This window comes from Acetobacter aceti, from assembly GCF_002005445.1.
Taxonomy (GTDB): Bacteria; Pseudomonadota; Alphaproteobacteria; order Acetobacterales; family Acetobacteraceae; genus Acetobacter; species Acetobacter aceti_B.
Map to the genome: position 1 here is coordinate 2,239,711 of NZ_CP014692.1, position 20,173 is coordinate 2,259,883.

16 protein-coding genes and 1 pseudogene are annotated in these 20,173 nt (G+C 57.7%); 2 read left to right on the forward strand and 15 right to left on the reverse strand.

Annotated elements, in window-relative coordinates; translation table 11 throughout:
- The 15 genes and pseudogenes from A0U92_RS10100 to A0U92_RS10175 all read right to left on the reverse strand — a co-directional run bounded on the left by A0U92_RS10100 (position 1) and on the right by A0U92_RS10175 (position 17,081).
- Complete coding sequence (locus A0U92_RS10100; RefSeq protein WP_077813109.1) at positions 1–1,947, reverse strand: response regulator; 1,947 nt, start codon at positions 1,945–1,947, stop codon at positions 1–3.
- On the reverse strand, positions 1,944–3,737 hold the full coding sequence (locus tag A0U92_RS10105) for an ATP-binding protein (RefSeq protein WP_077813110.1): 1,794 nt from the start codon (positions 3,735–3,737) through the stop codon (positions 1,944–1,946). Before A0U92_RS10105 ends, A0U92_RS10100 begins: the two co-directional genes overlap by 4 nt.
- Positions 3,738–3,739: 2 nt before the next feature.
- Positions 3,740–4,861: a response regulator gene (locus tag A0U92_RS10110; RefSeq protein WP_077814375.1), complete on the reverse strand. Its 1,122-nt coding sequence runs from the start codon at positions 4,859–4,861 to the stop codon at positions 3,740–3,742.
- A 286-nt stretch (positions 4,862–5,147) separates the two neighbouring features.
- The gene (locus tag A0U92_RS10115) at positions 5,148–6,638 is read right to left on the reverse strand and encodes a Ppx/GppA family phosphatase (RefSeq protein ID WP_077813111.1); all 1,491 of its coding nucleotides are present in this window, start codon (positions 6,636–6,638) and stop codon (positions 5,148–5,150) included.
- A 710-nt stretch (positions 6,639–7,348) separates the two neighbouring features.
- Positions 7,349–8,392, reverse strand: coding sequence for an agmatinase (gene speB, locus A0U92_RS10125; protein ID WP_077813113.1), 1,044 nt, complete (start codon positions 8,390–8,392; stop codon positions 7,349–7,351).
- Positions 8,393–8,867: 475 nt separating this feature from the next.
- Positions 8,868–9,245: pseudogene (locus tag A0U92_RS10130) on the reverse strand (transposase); the annotation flags it as partial.
- A gap of 90 nt (positions 9,246–9,335) precedes the next feature.
- The gene (locus tag A0U92_RS10135; protein ID WP_236748084.1) at positions 9,336–10,322 is read right to left on the reverse strand and encodes a LysR family transcriptional regulator; all 987 of its coding nucleotides are present in this window, start codon (positions 10,320–10,322) and stop codon (positions 9,336–9,338) included.
- Positions 10,312–11,274, reverse strand: coding sequence for an agmatinase (speB, locus tag A0U92_RS10140; RefSeq protein WP_077813115.1), 963 nt, complete (start codon positions 11,272–11,274; stop codon positions 10,312–10,314). The genes A0U92_RS10135 and speB (A0U92_RS10140) overlap by 11 nt, the downstream gene beginning before the upstream one ends.
- Positions 11,271–12,221 carry an agmatinase gene (speB, locus tag A0U92_RS10145; RefSeq protein ID WP_077813116.1) on the reverse strand — a complete coding sequence of 317 codons (951 nt, stop codon included), beginning with the start codon at positions 12,219–12,221 and terminating at the stop codon, positions 11,271–11,273. Before speB (A0U92_RS10145) ends, speB (A0U92_RS10140) begins: the two co-directional genes overlap by 4 nt.
- Positions 12,218–12,991, reverse strand: a complete 774-nt coding sequence (locus tag A0U92_RS10150) for a creatininase (RefSeq protein WP_077813117.1) — start codon at positions 12,989–12,991, stop codon at positions 12,218–12,220. The genes speB (A0U92_RS10145) and A0U92_RS10150 overlap by 4 nt, the downstream gene beginning before the upstream one ends.
- A gap of 31 nt (positions 12,992–13,022) precedes the next feature.
- The gene (locus tag A0U92_RS10155; protein ID WP_077813118.1) at positions 13,023–13,733 is read right to left on the reverse strand and encodes an SDR family NAD(P)-dependent oxidoreductase; all 711 of its coding nucleotides are present in this window, start codon (positions 13,731–13,733) and stop codon (positions 13,023–13,025) included.
- 6 nt (positions 13,734–13,739) lie between these two features.
- Positions 13,740–14,495 carry an SDR family NAD(P)-dependent oxidoreductase gene (locus A0U92_RS10160; protein ID WP_077813119.1) on the reverse strand — a complete coding sequence of 252 codons (756 nt, stop codon included), beginning with the start codon at positions 14,493–14,495 and terminating at the stop codon, positions 13,740–13,742.
- On the reverse strand, positions 14,492–15,280 hold the full coding sequence (locus A0U92_RS10165) for an ABC transporter ATP-binding protein (RefSeq protein WP_077813120.1): 789 nt from the start codon (positions 15,278–15,280) through the stop codon (positions 14,492–14,494). Before A0U92_RS10165 ends, A0U92_RS10160 begins: the two co-directional genes overlap by 4 nt.
- A 2-nt stretch (positions 15,281–15,282) precedes the next feature.
- Positions 15,283–16,098 carry an ABC transporter permease gene (locus tag A0U92_RS10170; RefSeq protein ID WP_077813121.1) on the reverse strand — a complete coding sequence of 272 codons (816 nt, stop codon included), beginning with the start codon at positions 16,096–16,098 and terminating at the stop codon, positions 15,283–15,285.
- Positions 16,095–17,081, reverse strand: coding sequence for an ABC transporter substrate-binding protein (locus tag A0U92_RS10175; RefSeq protein WP_077813122.1), 987 nt, complete (start codon positions 17,079–17,081; stop codon positions 16,095–16,097). Before A0U92_RS10175 ends, A0U92_RS10170 begins: the two co-directional genes overlap by 4 nt.
- 457 nt (positions 17,082–17,538) lie before the next feature.
- Here A0U92_RS10175 and carA point away from each other — a divergent pair, with 457 nt between their 5' ends.
- Together carA and A0U92_RS10185 are read left to right on the forward strand one after the other, a co-directional pair.
- The gene (carA, locus tag A0U92_RS10180) at positions 17,539–18,957 is read left to right on the forward strand and encodes a glutamine-hydrolyzing carbamoyl-phosphate synthase small subunit (RefSeq protein ID WP_077813123.1); all 1,419 of its coding nucleotides are present in this window, start codon (positions 17,539–17,541) and stop codon (positions 18,955–18,957) included.
- A 10-nt stretch (positions 18,958–18,967) separates the two neighbouring features.
- Positions 18,968–20,173 (forward strand): ATP-binding protein, encoded by a 1,206-nt coding sequence (locus A0U92_RS10185; RefSeq protein WP_077813124.1) that lies wholly within the window; start codon positions 18,968–18,970, stop codon positions 20,171–20,173.

A 20,173-nucleotide genomic window follows, 5' to 3' on the forward strand; every position in this document is an offset into this window, starting at 1 on the left:
TCAGCTTCCGGGGATAAGATCTTCCACCCCGGACAGCAGCGCCTCGCGTGTAAAAGGCTTGGCCAGCACGCGGGCATCGGGAGGAAGAATGGCGCGGTCAGCAAAGCCCGTCACGAAAATAACCGCCAGATCCGGGCGCAGAACCGCAATACGGCGCGCGCACTCGTCCCCGTTCATCTCCGGCATCAGAAGGTCCATGACCGCAAGCCCGATATCGGGACGGGAGCGGACCAGATCGAGCGCTTTCGCTCCACTATGGCATTCCAGAACCCTGAATCCCGCTTTCGCGAGAAACCCGACGGTCACCGCCGCCACGGCAGGATCATCATCAACGACAAGGATGCTCCTCTGATTCCCGTGACTGTGATGCGTTTCCGTTGGTCCCGCCAATACAGGTCCATGTCGACCGTCCCTGCTGATCGCCGGAAGCCACAGTTCAATGGATGTGCCGACACCGGGATTGCTGGAGACCCTGACATCGCCGCCATTCCGCTGCACGAAACCGTACACCATCGGCAGACCCAGCCCGATGCCGGAACCGACCGACTTCGTCGTAAAGAACGGCTCGAAAATACGGGCCTGCGTTTCGGGTGTCATGCCGACACCACGGTCGGTCACGGAGACGACAACGTAATGTCCTGGCGGAAGCGGCCGTCCGGACCGTCCCACCACCATGTTTTCGCGCTGGCTTTCCTGACTTAACGTCACGGCCTCAGCGGAAATGGTGATCTCGCCGCCTTTTGGCTGGGCATCGCGGGCATTGAGACAGAGATTGACCAGTGCGACTTCCAGCAGCGACGGATCGGTTGAGGCCTGCGGCAGGTCTTCATCCGGCAGCCTGAGGCGCACCGGAACAGCCCGCGAGCCACCTCCCCCAATACTCTGGGCCAGCAATCCCTGCATCTGACCCAGCAGTTTCGGCACGTCCACCGGACGCCGGGCCAGATCACGCGGGCGACTGAAATCGAGCAGTTTCTGGGTCAGCACCGCGCCTCGACGCGCGGCATCCATGGCGTTGGTGAAAAGACGGCTGATATTGGGGTCTGTCTGAGGCTGCATATCCTGAACCAGTTCAAGAGAGCCCAGAATAGCGGTCAGCAGATTGTTGAAATCGTGCGCAATGCCTCCGGCCAGTGTGCCGATGGCCTGCATCTTGTCCGCCTGTCGCGCCCGTTTTTCCATCTCGATCAGATCGGTCACATTCTGATCGATCAGAACCGAGACAGGGTGGGTCGCGGAACAATCCGCTGGCAACGCCAGTTCCACCCGTGAAATACGATGCCAGCTTTCACGACCATCGGAAGCGACCCGTCGTACGCCCGGAAATTCATCAGGCATCCTGAATTCATCAGCACTTTTTGTTTCGACGGGCACATCGCCCAGCAGGGCTGCCTCGGTCTGTCCGATGCACTCTTTCAAGGGTCGCCCGAACGAGTCCGCAGCCAGCGCATTCAGCCGTGTAATGCGCCCTGTCGTATCGGTAATCGCCAGCCCCAGCGGCAGATTATCGAAAAGGCTCCGAAGCAGGGCCCGTTCTGTCTTCAGTTCACACCGGGTCCGATAGCCTGAAGCGGCCTCCCGCACCATGGCCAGAAGACTCCCTGCTTCCCACGGTTTTGCGGCATAAAAGGAGATCGCCCCGCGATTGAGCGCCGACACCACCGTATCAAGATCAGCATAGCCGGTGAGGAGAATTGTGCCCGCATCCGAGCGTTTACGGGCTTCGGTGAGGAACATGTCTCCGGTCATGTCGCGCATACGCTGGTCGGAAATGATGACTGCAATATCAGGATTATTCCGAAGAACCGCCAGGGCTTCCTGTGCCGAAGACGCCTGAACGATCGAAAACTCGTCATCAAGCAGGTCGGTGAGAGCGATCAGAATTTCCGGCTCGTCATCAACGATCAGAATTTTATCCTGATGAATGCCACTGATTATCGCGGTCATGGCAATTCTTCCACAGGACAAAATGTTCCTTCTGTTGTGTCCACAGGTACACAGGGGATCGCGACAGTAAAACAGGCTCCACCCATGGAAGATTTGGAAACCTCGATTGTCCCGCCATGAGCCTGCACTATGCCGTATGCAGTGGCAAGGCCAAGTCCGGTCCCCTCTCCGACCGGTTTTGTCGTGAAGAAGGGTTCAAAGACCCGCTCCCGCATGAAAGGCGAGATGCCCGGACCGTTATCGCAGATGGAAATGAGGTAATGACCTGCCGTTCCGTCCTCCTCATCGCTCAAGGCAGTGCTGATATTGATCAGAGGGACTCTCTGGGCGCTCTCGGGCAGGGAGAGCAGGGCATCGGCCGCGTTACTGATGATGTTCATGACGACCTGGTGCACGAGGGCGGCCTGGCACCGCAGCACGGGAGGCGCATCGAATGCGAGATCGACCCTGATGTTTTCAGAGAGTTTTGGAGACAGCAAGGCAAGGACCGTATTGATTGCATCCGGCATGTCAATATCTTCGAAAGCGCCCTGGTCCAGACGTGAAAAACGCCTCAGGCTGGACACAAGATCCCGCATACGGCCAAGTCCGATTGATGTGGAGGCGAGGCGATCCCGCCCTTTTTCAAGCAGAGCCCTGACACCCTCGACATCGCCGCTGTCCAGAGCTGACAATGCCCCTTCGAGTGTGCGGGACACCGTCGTTTCGTGAGCGATAACGAAGGCCAGAGGATTGTTGAACTCATGGGCAATGCCAGCCACAAGCTCGCCGAGGGAAGCCATCTTGGCCGACTGCACGAGGCGCGTCTGTGCTTCGATGAGCTTGCGATTGGCCGAGCCAAGTTCGTCATTGGCCTGTTCCAGGGCGTCCGCCAGAACCGTCTTGGCTCGCGCGCCCTCCATGGCCGCATCACGTGCGGCGCGCTCAGCCTCACTCCGCAGGCTCTCATCCAGAATCGCCTTGCGATAGAGCAGGCTTCTTACATGAAGAAGCAGAAGTTCACTGCTGACTGACGTCCCGACACAATCATCCACGCCAGCTTCATAGGCTGCGATTGCTCCCGCCTCTCCATCTCCGCCAAATCCGAGCAGACGTGGTGGCGTCAGAGTGGTGGCAAACGCGGTATAGCGCTGCCTGTCGAGCATACGGCAGAAGGCCAGTCCATCGAACGCCCGGGACGAGAGATCCACCATCACGCAATCAACGGCGGGCAACCAGAAGTCCGGCGCCCCGGCAAGCGCTGAGGGATCGAGGAGGATCGTATCCACCCCTTCTCCTCTCAACAGTTCGATAACGGGCGGTGTGGCCTTTTTCTGACCGGGCTGTGCAGGCCAATGTTGTAACCAGCCATCGTTCATGGTGGCGATCGCCACGGTAGGACGCCGGAACCGCTCCCGCATCATGGCCTGCGCGGTAATTTTCAGGCCACGCAACAGAGTTTCAATCCGCACGGCGAGGAAAGCCGGATCCGCCTTTCTCGAGACACAAACATCGATCCCGGATCTGAAGGCTTCGCAGATCATGGGCTCATCATCAGTGAGCATGATGATGGGCAGGGAGCGCGTCAGTCTGTTGAGACGGAGCTGACGGGACATTTTGCATCCCGTCATTCCAGGTAAGGAAAATTCAGTAATCAGGATCGCAGGCGGCCACTGGTCGAGACTGTCCAGCGCGGCTTCTGCGTCCGCGACCATTTTGACTTCATAGCCATGCCCCACCAGCCCCGCGGAAAACCGGTCCGTCGTCTCGGACTGTCCAACCAGAAGAACGAGAGGTCTGCGAGCGCTCATCTCTATGCACCCGGCAACGCCCGCTGCGCGTTAAGATCATCCAGCAGCGTCACCAGCCCGCTGACGGTCGCGTAGACATTCGCAGCATCAATCCTGACAGCCGTAAAAGAACTCCGGGCGAAGGGGCACAGGGCTGGCAACTCCACAAAGGCACGCCCTCCAGCCCGCTTCAGGAGAGAAAGACCCGCCGCGCCGGAGGAGTGCAGTCCTCCCAGCAAAACCGCCACTGCCTCTTTGGCCGCGATTTCGGCCGTCGATGCGAGCAGCACGTCAAAACCATTTTCCCCGGAAGACGTGTCAGGAGTCATCCAAGGAATATCCGGCAATCCGGCGAGGATGACGCCCCTCCCGTCTGAGGCCACGACACGGGGCAGGACAGAGGCCGCCACGACATTCAGCGGCCCTGCTGTCAGAGGCTGGCCGGTAGCGAGGTCCACCAGCTTCGCGCCTCCTTCGAGCGTTTCATCCAGCCACCGCACAAAATCCGGCAGGAGAGAAGACGCCAGCGCCGTCACCAGAACAACTGGAATGGAAGAGGAGAATTCAGCAGCCTGATACACCCGTAGAGCCGCACCAAGAGCGCCCGTTCCCGCCATCAGGAAAAGAACGTCTACAGGGAGAGAGGATACGTTCCCCTGAATCTCTGGCGCATCATGACGTGGCTGGAGCGCCTTCGCCTGACGCGCAAGGTCCAGAAGACGGGAAAACGTGTCTGAAGAGGAGAGGCTTTCCTCTGTTCGCGGCACAATTTCCAGTGCGCCTGACCGCAGACATTCAAACGCCCGGTCCAGATCCTCTTCCTCCACATCAGCCATGATCACGACAGGAACAGGTTGCCTCACCATGACAGCACGCGTGACCTGCAACCCGTTCATACCTGCAAACGCCGATCCGAGAAGGATCACATCCGGCGGGGAGGTCTCAAGGGCGGCAAACACGTCATCAGTGTCTTGGGCCTCGATGCAGTCAGAACAGCCCGGATGATCACCAAGCATTTTACGGACAAGCGAGCGGATTGCCGGATCACCGTCAGCAACGAGCACACGAACCGGTGGTTCTTCGGGATGGACCTGACTCGACGCCGCTGCCGGCTGTGAAAAGATCCGATCTGCTACAGTCACCATGCGACTCCCGTGAAGACGTTCCGCTGCATCATGCAGAACGTCAGCAACTCCATCGCATCGCGCTGCAAGGCACATTTGAACCAGAAAGCCAGCTATTCTGGCTGTAACCGGTCCGTGCCTGCACGCGACGTCAACAGAGCGCAAAGCATACAGCTTTTCACCTCACGGGATTGATCGCAAGTGCGTGTGCTCTCATGCTTTTTTCAGTCGCTACCCGTATCTGCCGCTCACGCCGCAGTTTCCGGCGTCATGCTGTCAAAAAGCGCCCCTGTCGCAGGGGCGTCTCTCAACCGGAAGACGCCTCATCAACACTGGCTTCCTGTCCCATGATCTGCGCCAGACGAGTCAGCCGTCGCCGGACGGAATCGCCACGCACGGCCACACGAGCCGAGGTCAGGTAGAGACAGAGACCGTCCTGATCACGCTCCAGCCGCGTGCCGCGCAACAGGGTTTCAGTGCCGCCACACAAGGAATAGGCCAGCCTGAGTGACAGCCCGAGGGTCAGCCCCCAGGTGAAGGTATCAGCATCGAGCAGCGCCCGGGCCGGGGCCAGCCAGGCAGCGTCCACTTCTCCTTCGTACCGCACGGCCAGCGCCAGCGCGAGCGCGGCCCGGGCGCGATGATCAATTCCACCGCTCTGCATCCACAGAATACGCAGAAATGTCTGCTCTGCCCGATACTCAGGGTGATCATGACTGCCAATATCCGACAGCCAGCATGCCACTTTTCTCAGACGTTTCTGGTATTCGGACTCATCGGGGAAGATGACGGAAATCCAGTCGAACAGGGCGTCAGGCAAGGTCGTACTGCGGCCGAAACGCTCGCACATCTGCCGGGCCATGGCCTCAAGCGGGTCTTCCTGCTGGAGGTGCGGCGCAACATTCAGCGCATACCACCCTTCCCGCAGGCCATCGACACAGAACACAATCCGATCCGGGGAAACCCGCTTGAGCAGACGACGCAGAACGGTCGCCGCGAAGGGAACGTCATCCAGCCGTTTCCGCGGCGCGCCCGGCAGGCGTTCCAGAACGCGACGGTTGCTCTGGATCAGCCAGCCCGTCATCTCGCGCGCCATCTGAGGCGTCAGGGTGTAGTAATGCAGGATATTCAGCGGATAACTGGTGCGGGCAATCTGCAGACGCGCGAGAGCACGGAAAGCTCCACCGACAAGGTAGAGCGTCCGCCCCTTCATCGTCTCCAGCCACTCGACTCCGGCGAGTTCCGCATCAGCTATAGCTTTTGCCGCCGCGAGATCACCATTGGCCCGATCGCCAAGACGGATGACGCCCAGCGGCAGGGTATTCGCATCATGCCGGCCTTCGGAATCGATCCGGATCAGTTCGAGCGATCCGCCACCGATATCAGCGACAAGGCCGTTCGCTTCCGGAATGCCGCACAGAACACCAAGGGCTGCGTGGTCGGCCTCTTCTATCCCCGACAGGATGCGGATGGGGACATCCGGCATAATTTCGCGGAGAGAGGCGACGAATTCGGGGCCGTTCGCAGCGTCGCGCACCGCAGCTGTCGCCAGAATTTCAAACGGGTCGGCATTCATGCCACGTGCGATGGCGTGAAAGCGACGCAGAACGTCCACGGCAAGCGCCACACCCTCTTCGTTCAGTCGACCGGTATGGGTCAGGCCACGGCCAAGACGAAGTACGGCTTTTTCATTGAAAATGGAGACCGGATTACGTGAAATTCCATCAAAGACAACCATACGGACGGAATTGGAACCAAGGTCAACAACGGCGGAACGCGCCGGAGTGTCAGCCAGCATGCATGGTTCTCCCCTGAAGCGGCAAACGGATCACTTCCACGGCACTCCTCTGGACGCACTGCGTCGTGCAGTGCCAGTCAAAAGATACGCAACGCCCTATAACCGATGAGAGCCAGGAAACCCAACAGAGAACCTTTGCCACCCAATATCCAAAAAATCTTATTCGCATCAACACATTGATATTTAAAAATAAAATTTTTGATTCGCTCTTTTTCAAAAGGATGGTGTTCGCAATTTCTCTTGAGAAAACTCCAACCCAAACTTCACCAACAAAGCCATGCAGCAAAAACCCAGACGCCAGATGATACTATATTTAATTTTTTCAATGAAAATAAAAGTAACATCGTGAAATTGTAAGATTAATTACTCAAAAATATCAAAAAAAGACAACAATAGAATCATGTCATTAAATTTTTCATTTTTCCAACGCCAAGACTCCCGGCTACTCAGTGCGGAGCCGCATTCTGACTGTGATTTTGCCTGAGTCAGCATAAAACATGATCCTTCGGTCGCCACCCGGTCCTGTTCTGTCACTTTCGTTACGGGTGGCCCGATATATCCGGCTCACGGCAGCGCCCGCCCTCATTTTGGCCTCAACAGATTGCGCCAGATCTGCAGGAAACACAGACAGATGCATAAATTTTAAATAATTTCCCGAAAGAAACCTTCCGCGACACGACGGTAGTCACGGAAGGTTTCTTTCCTCCGGATTATCGGGAAGCGATTTTCCCCGCGATCAGACTGAACAGTTCAAAGAGCATCTGAGCGCCGGCCTGCGCAGTATTGGTGGTCGCATCATATTGCGGCGCGACTTCGACAACATCGCCACCGACGATATCGAGACCATCGAGCCCACGCAGAAGTTCCAGCGCCTCACGTGTGGTCAGACCGCCCACTTCCGGCGTGCCAGTGCCAGGCGCAAAGGCAGGATCAAGACAATCCACATCGAAGCTGACATACACAGGACCGGTGCCAATCACCTTGCGCACCGTTTCCAGAATGGCGTCAGTGCCGAGCTTCGGCACATCCTCACCGTGGATGACGGTCATCCCGGAATCCCTGGAGAACTCCCAGAGATACTCGGAAGAACCACGGATACCGATCTGCACGCAGCGCTCCGGGTCCAGAACGCCATCAAGCACAGCAAGACGGAACGGACCACCGTGGTGGAACTTCGCACCTTCATATTCGCCGCTGGTGTCACAATGCGCATCGAAATGCACCATGCCGACCGGCTGCTTCGCTCCGATCGCCTTGAGGATCGAGTAGCTGATGGAGTGGTCGCCACCGACAGACAGAGGAATGACACCAGCCTTTACCAGACGGCCATAAAATTCCTGAATATCCTCATGGGATTTTTCGAGACTGAAACGGCTGCGAAATCCGACATCGCCAATATCGGCCGCCTTGCACATGCTGGAAGGCACACGCTTCAGGACATGCTCGTAAGGACCAATGCGCTCGATATCGCGCACCGCCCGAGGGCCAAAGCGCGAACCGGAACGGTTGGTGACGCCAAGATCCATCGGCACGCCGACCACAGCCACATCAAGACCGCCGAAATCATCGGATGAGGCAGCCTCCGGACAATATGGCAGCGACAGGAAAGTCTGCACGCCTGAATATGGTTTGCTACGACGATCGCCTTGAGAAAACTGAGTCGCGGCAACAGCCTTGAATTCGGGATCGAACATGTCGCTACCCGAGGCGGCGCCATATTTCTTACGCAGGGCGTCCAGTTTTGTCGTGTTCATCGGTCTCTTCTCTCCCTGCCTCAAAAGCCTTCTACAGGTTGGAACACATTCGCAACGGTAAAACCATTCGAGCCCAGCGAAGTTCAGTTTGATCGGGGGTGAAGCAAACCGTCATGAACGTGGACATTTCGCCAAACCCGTTCCTGCTCAGAGCCCTTTTGGAGATTCATCATCTGAGGCAGAGCCGGCCTTACGGAGCAAATACACACCCCCGAAAAGGCCGGATTTCCGCTATTTTTTCATTGATGCAGAGAACTGGTTTCATTCCATATCGGGACTCTAAGCCTTTTCAAAAAGGGCTCTGGGGAGAACGCGTCCTGCTGCTCCATTACCATCCGTACCCGTGATTTTCATTCACAATTCAGCAGGAACTGTCGCATCCTTTTGACGTCAGTCTTGTAAATCCTCATCATGATTCTGGTCATTGATTTCCGTCACGCCCTACAGCCCCGAAAAATCGAACGATCGATGCGCGGCCCCCTTTTTCGACGCCCTTGACGATCTGGCTGTCGATGATCGCCGCTGTCGGCCTCGCCTCACGGTCCGCCTGCTCCCGACAAAGGATGGAGAGCGCATGGTGCAGACGGTCGGGTGTGCCGTCATGCTGCCAACGGCAGAAACAGTAATTCACCGTGCTGCGCGGCGGAAGGTCTTTCGGGATCTCGCGCCACTGCAATCCGTCCCAGGAACATCCATCAGACCGTTCATGACCTCCCGTATATCCCACTGTCCGCTTGTTGCCGCCACGCCGGGCAGTCGGGATCAGGGGGAGATCTGCGACCATTCCTCGTCCGTCAGATCGCTCGGAGAGCGAAGCTGGCCGGTCATATCGGGCGCGCTGAAAGGGAATCACAAACAATTCCAATGATTCAAGATGTTCCTGAACGGACACTCAAAGAGACAAGAAGTTTCGATTACGAAATCAGCACACAACACAAATATCTTATTCAGAACCACGACAACCGCTGACAATCTCATCAACAAATATATTTATTATCCTGTTCTTTTCATCTATATTTCTAAATGCCACGTAATGTTTTGATGAAAATGTATAGATATCACGCTTTATGGCACGCATCTGCTTGTTCTTCACATAAGGAAGGGCAGCCTGCTCGGGCAGAAAGCCGATAAAACTACCTGACAGAATCATCATCAGTTGCGCCTCCATATGGACAATGCTGCCACTGGCGCGTGGATGACGAATACGCTGAAGATCCTCAAGCTTGCGATAGGCCCTTACGGAAAACCTTGCCTGATCAATCATGTCTTTCGAGATATCAGCATCCTGCATGGCAAAAAACGGGTGCTGGTCCCCGCAATACAGGGCATGAGGCTCCTCACAAAGCTCCACATACTGCACACCGGGCGCGTGACAGGCGAAAGGCCCGACCACAACATCCCGCGTCCCATCTGCAACCTGAAGTTCCAGATCCTGCGGAATACCCAGACGCAGATCGATATGGATATTGGGAATTTGAGCGATGACACGCGCCAATACATGCTGGAGCACCATCTGCGGACTGTTTATGATCCCCCCGATTGTGCCGATACGCAGTCGTCCACCCAGTTCCGTGGGAGCCTGACTGATCCGGGATTGAAAAGTGTCGATACTTTCAAAAAGATCCTGAATTGCTTCGACTGTTTCCTCGCCCAGAGGTGTCAGACGGAAGCCCTTGCGTCCACGAAGACACAGCGCCCCACCCAACCGCTGTTCCAGCGCGGCCAGATGTGTGCTCAATGTGGACTGGCTGAGATTGAGGGTAATCTGGGCGGCAGAAAAACTGCCCGTTTCCGCCAGGGTCGCAAAAACCCGTAAGAGTCGCAGATCAATATTGTCGAACCGACGCATTCTCGTGACACCGGGAACTGCCTGCTTTTTCTGGGCAGACAGGTGAGGAGATGCCGGTGATGAAGGAGATTCAGGACTCATGATTCCTGAAATACAGGATGCGTCCAATAAAATTAAGCAGCAATTGCGAGGCAAGGATCGGGGTTATTTTTGCCGGGTCGTAATCGGGAGCGACCTCCACCAGATCAACCCCGACCACACGACCTCTTTCCGCCAGGGCTGCGAGCAGTTCCAGTATTTCATAATACAGGAATCCTCCGTGGCTTGGTGTGCCCGTTCCGGGGGCGATAGACGGGTCAAATGCGTCGATATCAATGGAAAGATAATAGTTCACACCTGCGGGAATACGCTCAATCAGGGCTTCCAGTCCCAGCTTGCGCACCTGTCGCACGCTGAGAATATCCGAACCGAATTCCCGGGCATCCTCATATCCTTCCCGTCCCGTTGACGACACGTTGCGGATGCCGATCTGCGTCATCCCGGTGATGTAAGGCTGTTCTGCGGCACGGCGCATCGGGTTGCCATGACCGTTACGAACACCCTGCCGTTCATCCACGAAATCGAGATGCGCATCGATCTGGACAAGATGCATCGGCGGCTGATCGTCGAAAGCCCGAATACAGGGAATGTTGATCGAATGATCACCACCCAGAACGACAGGCAAAGCACCGGCGGCAAGAATGGCCCGAACACCCGCTTCAATGTTCGCGTGGCTCCGCTCGGTATCCGTATGCACGATATCGGCGTCGCCTATGTCGACGATACGGCCTCCGGTTCCATCAAGATAAACCCGGTCATCTTCATGATCGTAGGCACCGGCATGGCCGAAGGCGAAGAGTGTCGAAGCCTCACGGATACTGCGGGGACCAAAGCGTGTGCCGCTGCGCCATTGAGTACCGCAATCGAAAGGAGCGCCCATGATCGCCACATCAGCGTCGATGGCCGACCAGTCCAGTTGGATCGGATATTTTCCGAAACTGCATATGCCGACAAAAGGCAGATCAAGGCGACCGCCGTCGTAACCGTTTTTCATGCCTTCTTTCCTGCCGCAACAGCACAAAGCAGTTCAAACATCATTGTCGCACCGGCAAGAGACGTAATCCCCCCTACATCGAACGGCGGTGACACCTCCACGACGTCGGCGCCGATGATGTCGAGCCCATTGAGACCCCGGACCATCTTCTGGGCTTCACGCATCAGAAAGCCTCCTGCTTCCGGCGTGCCGGTACCGGGGGCGACCGAGGGGTCAAGACAGTCAATATCGAACGACACATAAACGGGGCCGTCCCCTACGCGCTCACGAATGGCGCTGATGATGCCCTCCGGCCCAAGGTCCATCGCCTCGTCCATGAGGATCAGGCGGAACCCGGCTTCACGGGCATAGTCGTAATCGGTGGGAGAATACAGCGAGCCACGCAGACCGATCTGAAGGGTCCGGTTGCTGTCGATCAGTCCTTCTTCCACCGCACGACGAAAGGGAGTGCCGTGTGTGTAACGGTTTTTTCCAAAATAGGTATCGCCGGTGTCTGTATGACTGTCGAAATGGATCAGCCCGACAGGACGCTCAGCCGCAAGACCGCGCAGGATGGGCAGACTGACAAGATGGTCGCCACCCGCCGTGATGGGCACCGCACCGGCGGCCGCAATGGCGGCGTAATGCGCGGTGATCATGTCCAGGCACTCCGTCACATTGAACGGATTGATCGGGCAATCTCCGATATCAGCCACACTCAATGACTGATAGGGAGCGATTCCGTTGGCGTTGACCTGACGCATCATGGAAGAGGCATTGCGCATCTCACGCGGCCCATGGCGTGCGCCGGAACGGTTGGTCGTGCCGCCGTCATAGGGAATGCCGGTGAAAACGACATCGTAACCCTCGGCGCTGCTGGCCAGCGGGAGACGCATGAAGGTCGGCACTCCCGCAAAACGGGGCACCTGACTGGCGTCGATCACATGGGTCTCACCATGATGCATCATAGTCCGAACTCCCTGCTGATGGCTTCCGCCAGCAGACGTGTGTGATCATCCATCAGCCATTGCCCCTTTTCGGCCGTGGAGCCCTGCGCTCTGGCCAGCACGCCCGAGGGAGGAACAAAGTCCGCACGCAGCGGCCAGCGGTCATAGGGTGGAAATGTGGCGGGGCCGTCGTTGGGAACCTTGCTCATGTCAACCAGATCGTCACGCACGAGCAGCATCAGCGAGGTTTCGAGCAGGCTTGCATGCTCAAGTTCAGTGCCGGGAAATCCTTCCGGAAACAGACGATCGAGCGTCGCACGTTCGACGAAGTCCCAGTATTCCAGACGCATGGCGGTGAGACCTTCGATCCCGTCGCGCCGGATATCGCGCATGGCGAGATCGAGACCTTCCACGGCAGGCCATGCATTTTCGAAATGACCATTCACGAGAACGATCCGTTTGACGCCATGATGCGCCAGCCGACACACGATATCGCGGATGACGAGGGTGAGCGTATTGGCATCGAGCCCGATTGTGCCGGGAAAATGCTCGCCGCCGCCTGAACGGGGCTGCGATTTATAGCCGTAAGGCAGCGTCGGGGCGACCAGCCCTCCCACCTTTTCCGCCACACGCTCGGCGACGGCCGTGGGAAGCACCTGATCAACATTCAGCGGCAGATGCGGTCCGTGCTGCTCCGTGGCGCCGATAGGCAGGAACACCACGGGATTTTCCGCCACACGGGCTGCGAAATCTGGCCAGGTGAGTTCAGCAAGTTTGACGGTTCTGGGCATGATGGACTGAAACCTCCTAATGGAAAGCAGGTCAGTGCATGGCGGCGCCGCCATCCACGTTAAGGCACTGGCCGGTGATGAAAGATGCGTCCGCAGACGCGAGAAAGAGAACAACCCGGGCAATTTCCTCGGGCCGTCCGATACGCCCCAGCGGATTGGAAAGATCCTGAGCCTGTGTGGCGGCATCCTGCCGGGCGAAATTCAGTAGAGGTGTATCGACTGGTCCGGGTGCAATGGCGTTCACCCGGATGCGGGGCGCGAGTTCGCGCGCCCATGAACGTGTCATCGACAGGACCGCCCCCTTGGTTGCGCAGTAGGCCGAGGCCCCAGCACGCCCGAGATAGGCCAGTTCGGAAGCTATATTGAGGATACAGCCACCCTCACCCATAAACGGCAGGGCATTCCGTGTGACCAGAAACGGTGCGCGCAGATTGACTGCCAGTGTAAGATCGAGTGCTTCACTGGTTAAATCCTGAAGCGTTTCTTCGATCATGACTCCAGCACAGTTGACCAGAACGTCGATCCGGTTTTCCAGATGCTCCGCGGCGTCCCTGACACCTTTTTCCAGCGCTGCGACATCTGCCAGGTCAACTTCCAGACCATCAAGCCCCTCAACAGGCGCTTTGCGATCCAGACCGATCACCTTGGCCCCGGTTGCGGACCACGCCTGTGCAATGGCAAGCCCGATCCCTGACGAGGCTCCTGTCACAAGAACATGCTGATGTGAGGACTGAGTTTTCATTGGAACCTACAGGGGATATTCGCCGCGATCGATCTGGATCGTCTGGCCGGTGATGCTTGCTGCGAGAGGAGACGCAAGAAACAGATAGGTATCCGCCACATCTGACGCCGTCATGAGGCCCGGAAGAGCCTGAGCCGCGATGATGGTATTCAGACTGTCCTCCTCGCTTTGCCCACTGCGTTCCGACATCGTCGCCAGAGAGCGCATGGCGGCCTCCGTTCGTACCCAGCCCGGCGCTACGGCATTGACACGGATACCCTGCGAACCAAGCTCAAGCGCCCAGGTTTTTGTCAGACCGATAATGGCGTGTTTGGAAGCGACATAGGCTCCAAAAAGCGGTTCCGCCACACGACCCCAGATTGACGCCGTATTGATGATGGATCCTCCTTCCCGCATGAGAGGACGCGCCATACGCGTGACATGATAGGTGCCGACGACATTGGTGTGGATGATCCGCTCAAACAGGGCGACGGTTTCTGCGTCCTGGCTCTCCAGCGGAGTCAGACGTTCAAGCCCGGCATTGTTGACCAGAACGTCAATCGGTCCATGATTACGCAGACCTTCAGTGATGGCAGACGCGTTTCCGATATCTGCTTTTACAGCCGTCCCATGGAGAGAGGCGGCCACATCGAAAATCGCGTCGTCGTCAGCGAGAAGTGTCAATGATGCCCCTGCGCGCGCGAAAGCCTGCGCCACGCCGAGGCCGATTCCCCTGCTTGCGCCCGTGATGAAAACGGACTTTTTCGAAAAATCCATCATCATGCGGCAACCGCTTTCACGCAGCGTCCTCGCAGACGATGCAGGATCTCCGTACGCAGGTGGAAAAACTGCTCGCTGTCGCGCACGGTTTCGTTTCTCTCTGCACCTATCAGGGAAGTCACATCGATATCCGCGATAACGTGGGCCGGACGAGATCCGAAGACGATGATCCGATCGGCAAGGAAAACGGCCTCCTCGACATCGTGTGTCACGAAGATTGTGGTCTTCCTTGAACTCTTCTGAATTTTCCGCAGTTCGAACTGAAGATCCTCGCGCAGACTGGCATCCAGCGCGCCGAAAGGTTCGTCCATCAGCAGCACATCCGGATCGGCGGCAAGGGTTCGGGCGATGGCGACGCGCTGACGCATACCGCCAGAAATGCGCGAAGGATAGCTGGTGGCGAAATCGCCAAGCCCGACCAGTTTCAGGAAATGTTCCGCGCGGTCCCTTTTCTGGCCGGATGAAAGGTCTTTGCGAAAACGCAAGCCGAATTCAATATTCTTGCGGACAGTCAGCCATGGGAAGGAAGAATAGGACTGAAACACCATGCCGCGCCGGATATCCGGCGCCCCTACAGGCGTTCCCTGAAGCAGAATCTCCCCGGAAGTCGGCGTATCAAGGCCACCGATCATCCGCATCAGCGTGGTTTTTCCGCATCCGGATGGACCGAGAAAGACCGTGAACTGACCCGCAGGAATGGAGAGATTGAACGGCTCCTTGACGACCGGAACGTCTCCGAAGAATTTCGTGACATTTCGGAACTGGAGATAGGGAAAGGGCTGTTCCATATTCACTGATACCTGAAGAGCTTGCGGTGCAGCAGACGCAGGCATTGATCTGTCACGAGGCCAATCAGGCCGATCATGATGACGCCTGCCATGACCTGATCGGTTTTCATGAAACGCCGCGCCGTCCAGATAACGAAACCGAGACCACTGTCAGAAGCAACGATTTCCGCGATGATCACATAGGTCCAGCACCAGCCGAGACTTATACGCATACTGTCCATGAGCTGGGGCAGCATGGCCGGAAGTGCTACAGGCAGCAGCGTTTCCCGTGGCCGGGCGCCCAACGTATAAGCCGTTTCGAAATATTCGTTAGGAATACGTTTCATGTCGGCAGCGATCATGAGAACGAGCTGGAAGAACGTCCCAAGCCACAGCAGGAATATCTTGGTTGTCTCCCCCACCCCGAACCAGATGATAGCGAGCGGCACGAGCGCCGGCACCGGAAGATAGCGGATAAAATCGATCATTGGCTCCAGTGTCGCGCCAATGATGCGATATCCGCTCATCAGGATTCCCAGTGGCACGGCCAGCAGGGCCGAGAGAAGGAAGGCCAGCCATACACGTCTGACGGAAACCACTGTATTGGGCAGCATCGAACCATCCGTGCACATCCGGACAAAGGTCTGTGCGACCCTGAGCGGCGTGGGCAGGAAGACTGGCGCCACCACATGCAGCGACACCAGCAATTGCCATCCTCCGAGAAAAGCGGCCGCCCCCAGCAATGCGGCCAGCAGCGTGGCGCTCTGTGGAATTGCCACCCGGAAGCGAAAGAGGCTCCAGACACTTTTGGAGGTGGAAGGAGAGGCCGCTACAGTCATTGGGCGGGAAGCGCAGCAATCAGGCTGCTGTCGATGGAATGGGCTGGATCGAGACGGACAGAGGCAGCGCCGTTCTCTATATTGAGCCCCATAAGAGTGACAAAGATCTCCTTGATCTTACCCGGCTTTTCAGGGGTACCCATATAAGCTCTGGACTGCGCCAGATCCGTGTATTCAAGGCTTCCCACGACGCTTTTCTTGAAATCATCCGGTGAAAGATCGAAGTGAGGAGCGGCAATCTTCGCGAAATCCTCTGGATTGGATCTGTAGTAGGCCACAGCCTTGTATAAAGCCGTCAGGAACCGCTTGTATTTGTCAGGACTGGCCTTCAGGTCATCATTGCGGACCACGAGAACATCCACGATGTAATCGGGATAATCAGCCGATGAAACCAGTTCCTTGGGGTGACGATCCGCTGAAATGCCGAGTATCTGCTGCAGAAAAGGCTGGTAGGTCACAACCGCCGCAATACTCGGGTCCGCAAATACCGCCACACTGTCGGAGGTCAGGATTTCCTTCATCTTGAGATCGGCCAGGGTCATGCCGTGCTTGTGCAGTTCCATCTGCAAGAGAAGGCGACCCGGAATATTGCTCTCCGAGGCAACCGTCCTGCCCTTGAGGTCGCTGACGGTATGGATCGAGCCGTCAACAATCACCCCATCCCCACCAAGGCTGCGGTCGATGGAGCCGATGATGATACCCGGCGTGTTCCCGTCACGCGGACGCCCCTGATATTCATTGAGGGCGCGCATTTCCATCTCGATGGAGCCGTGCGCCATGGCGGCCATGACATCGGATCGTTCGTCGGAGAATTTCAGATCGACGGAAAGATGGGCGTCCTTGAAATATCCCAGATCCTGAGCCACCAGAACCGGAGCAAATCCTGTCCATACCGGTGCCATGATCCGAATTGTGTCGTCAGCATGCGCCGCTGTCGCACAGCCAAGACCGAGAGCAACCGCAAGCACTTTGAGTGACTTCATCACGCACCCCATCATATCGTTACCGAAACATGTTAGGGCCGTGATGGCTTTATAGGTATCAAAATGTTCAGAACATTATATCGATAAATCCGGATGTATCCGCCGGGGCATAGATAAGCCCTCCTGATTGGCTGAAAGCCTCAATCACCTGATCTGCTCAGTAAGTTTTCAGATATTATGACATTGACACTTCGTGGCGCAGTCACTCCACCCTCGCAACGACTGGAAAACACACCTCTGCATGTGCGATTCAACCCCAGCTTCAAAACCAGAGAACCGTAATGGAAAACTGCATCCATTTCGCGCGGACACAGAGGCGTTTTGAACCTCATCAATCCTCTCGCGAAGTCCTCCCGAGAGAAAAAAATTCCCACCGAGGATCTTTCGTGGTTGGGAATTTTCTTCCCACTCCCGTTCCGGACTGCTACAAGCCCCTTCGGTAGGGAGTAAGCAAGCCATGTCTCTGTCTGTCGAAGCCATCATTGAGCGGGTCGGCGGTCCTGAAAAGATTGCGGCGCTGACCGGTGTCGGCACCGAAGCCGTACGCAAATGGCGTCAGGCACGGACCATTCCGCCAAAACACTGGCCTGTCGTAGCCCGGGCCGCAGGCATTTCACTTGATGAACTTCAGCCTGAAGCCTCTTCCTCCTCACCCCTCCCAGAGTCCCCTAACCGGAAACCGATCATGTCCGAACAGCGCGCAAGCACAGCCACTGACGTTCCGGAGGGAGCGACAGCCGCTCTCGTTCTTGCAGATGGCACTGTGTTCTGGGGGATTGGCTTTGGTGCCGCTCCTGCCGACGAGGCAATTGGTGAAATCTGCTTCTCCACCAGCATGACCGGCTATCAGGAAACCCTGACCGACCCGTCTTTTGCCGGACAGGTCATCACCTTTACCTTCCCGCACATCGGCAATGTCGGCACCAACATCGAAGATGACGAGGCGCTTCGCGTCGCCGCCCGCGGTCTTGTCGTAAAGCAGGATCTGACGGAGCCGGCGAACTGGCGCTCGACGGAAAGCCTCGACGCTTGGCTGAAAGAGCGGAACGTGCCGGGCATCTGCGGCGTGGACACACGCGCGCTGACCCTTCGCATCCGCGACGGTGGCCCGCAGACAGCCGTTCTCGTCGCCATCAGCAACGGTCAGATCGACCTCGACGCCGCCAGGGAGAAAGCTGTCGCATGGCCGGGTCTGGAGGGCATGGATCTCGCCAGGACCGTGACATGCGACAAGCCCTACACATGGTCGGAAGGCGTGTGGGACTGGCCGTCCGGCACCAAACCATTGCCCACCAAACGCCGTAAGGTTGTCGCGGTCGATTATGGCGCGAAACGGAACATTCTCCGCTGCCTGACATCGGCAGGCTGTGATGTGACAGTCGTACCCGCAACAACCTCCGCCGAAGAAATTCTGGCGCTCAAGCCGGAAGGTGTATTCCTCTCCAATGGCCCCGGCGACCCGGCAGCAACAGCTCCCTACGCTGTCCCGGCCATTCGCGGCGTTCTGGATGCGGGCATCCCCGTGTTCGGCATCTGCCTCGGTCACCAGCTTCTCGCACAGGCGCTCGGCGCGAAGACCTACAAGCTGGCGCAGGGCCATCGCGGCGCGAACCAGCCCGTGAAGGATATCGAGACCGGCAAGGTCGAAATCACCAGCCAGAATCACGGCTTCGCCGTCGATGAAAAGTCGCTGCCGAACGATGTGAAGGTCACCCATATCAGCCTGTTCGACAAGTCGAACGAGGGCATCGCCTCCACCACGCTTCCCGCCTTCTCCGTGCAGTATCATCCGGAAGCCAGCCCCGGCCCGTCCGACAGCTTCTATCTTTTCGAGCGGTTTGTGGCGCTGATCGACTCACACGGAAAGGCCGCCTGAGCCTTCCCGCATGGATCCCGTCCGTAACCCTTATGTCCCCGGCGCAGGGGCTTCTCCACCCGAGCTTGCCGGGCGGGAAGACCTGTTCACACAGGCGGGGATCGTGTTGCAGCGCGCGCTTGGCGGAAAAAGCGCGCGCAGCTTCATCGCGACCGGCCTGCGGGGTGTGGGCAAGACGGTCGTGCTGGCCCGCGTCGAGCAACTGGCGAAAAGCGCCGGGTATCTGACCTGCTTTGTCGAAGCCGAGGAAGAAAAGCCTCTCGGCGCGACTCTGGTTCCGCATCTGCGTCGGATGATGCTGGAACTGGATCGTCTGGGCGCGGTGACGGAACAGGTCAAACGCGGTCTGCGTGTTCTGAAAAGTTTCGCCAGCGGCCTGCGTATCCAGTCCGTGCTCGGGTTCAGCATCGAACTGGACGTGGAACCGGAGCACGGCACCGCCGACACTGGCGACCTGACCACCGACCTGCCCGACATGATCTCGGCCCTCGGTCACGCGGCGCAGTCCCGTCATACCGGCGTGGCGCTGTTCATCGACGAGATCCAGAATCTCTCCGAGGCCGACCTCTCAGCCGTCATCATGGCGATGCATCGCGTCATGCGCGAAGGTCTGCCCATCGTGCTGGTCGGCGCGGGTCTGCCGCATCTGGTCTCACTGATCGGTCAGGCCAAATCCTATGCCGAGCGCCTGTTCGAGTTCCCCATCCTCGGCCCGCTTTCTCCCGCCGAGTGCGAAGACGCCCTCCGCACACCCGCAGCACGGGAAAAAGTGGACTTCACGCCGGAAGCCGTGGCGGAAGTGGTCCGCATCACGCGGGGCTATCCCTATTTCCTTCAGGAATGGGCCTATCATGCGTGGAACGTGGCGCATGGCGACCGCATTCTCAAAGGCGACATCGATGTGGCGACCGCAGTGTCACTCACCTCGCTGGATGGCGGCTTCTTCCGGATGCGCTACGCCCGCCTGACACCCCGCGAACGGGAATACTGTCAGGCCATGGCGGAGCTTGGCGAAGGCTCTCACCGTTCCGGGGAAATCGCCGAACGCATGGGCTCCCGCACGCAGGCCGTAGCCCCCGTGCGGGCGACGCTGATCCGCAAGGGCATGGTGTACAGCCCGGCCCACGGCGAGACGGCGTTCACCGTGCCGCTCTTTGAAAACTATCTTCACCGTATTCGGACCATGGGCACCGACCCGTCCGACTCAGACGACTGA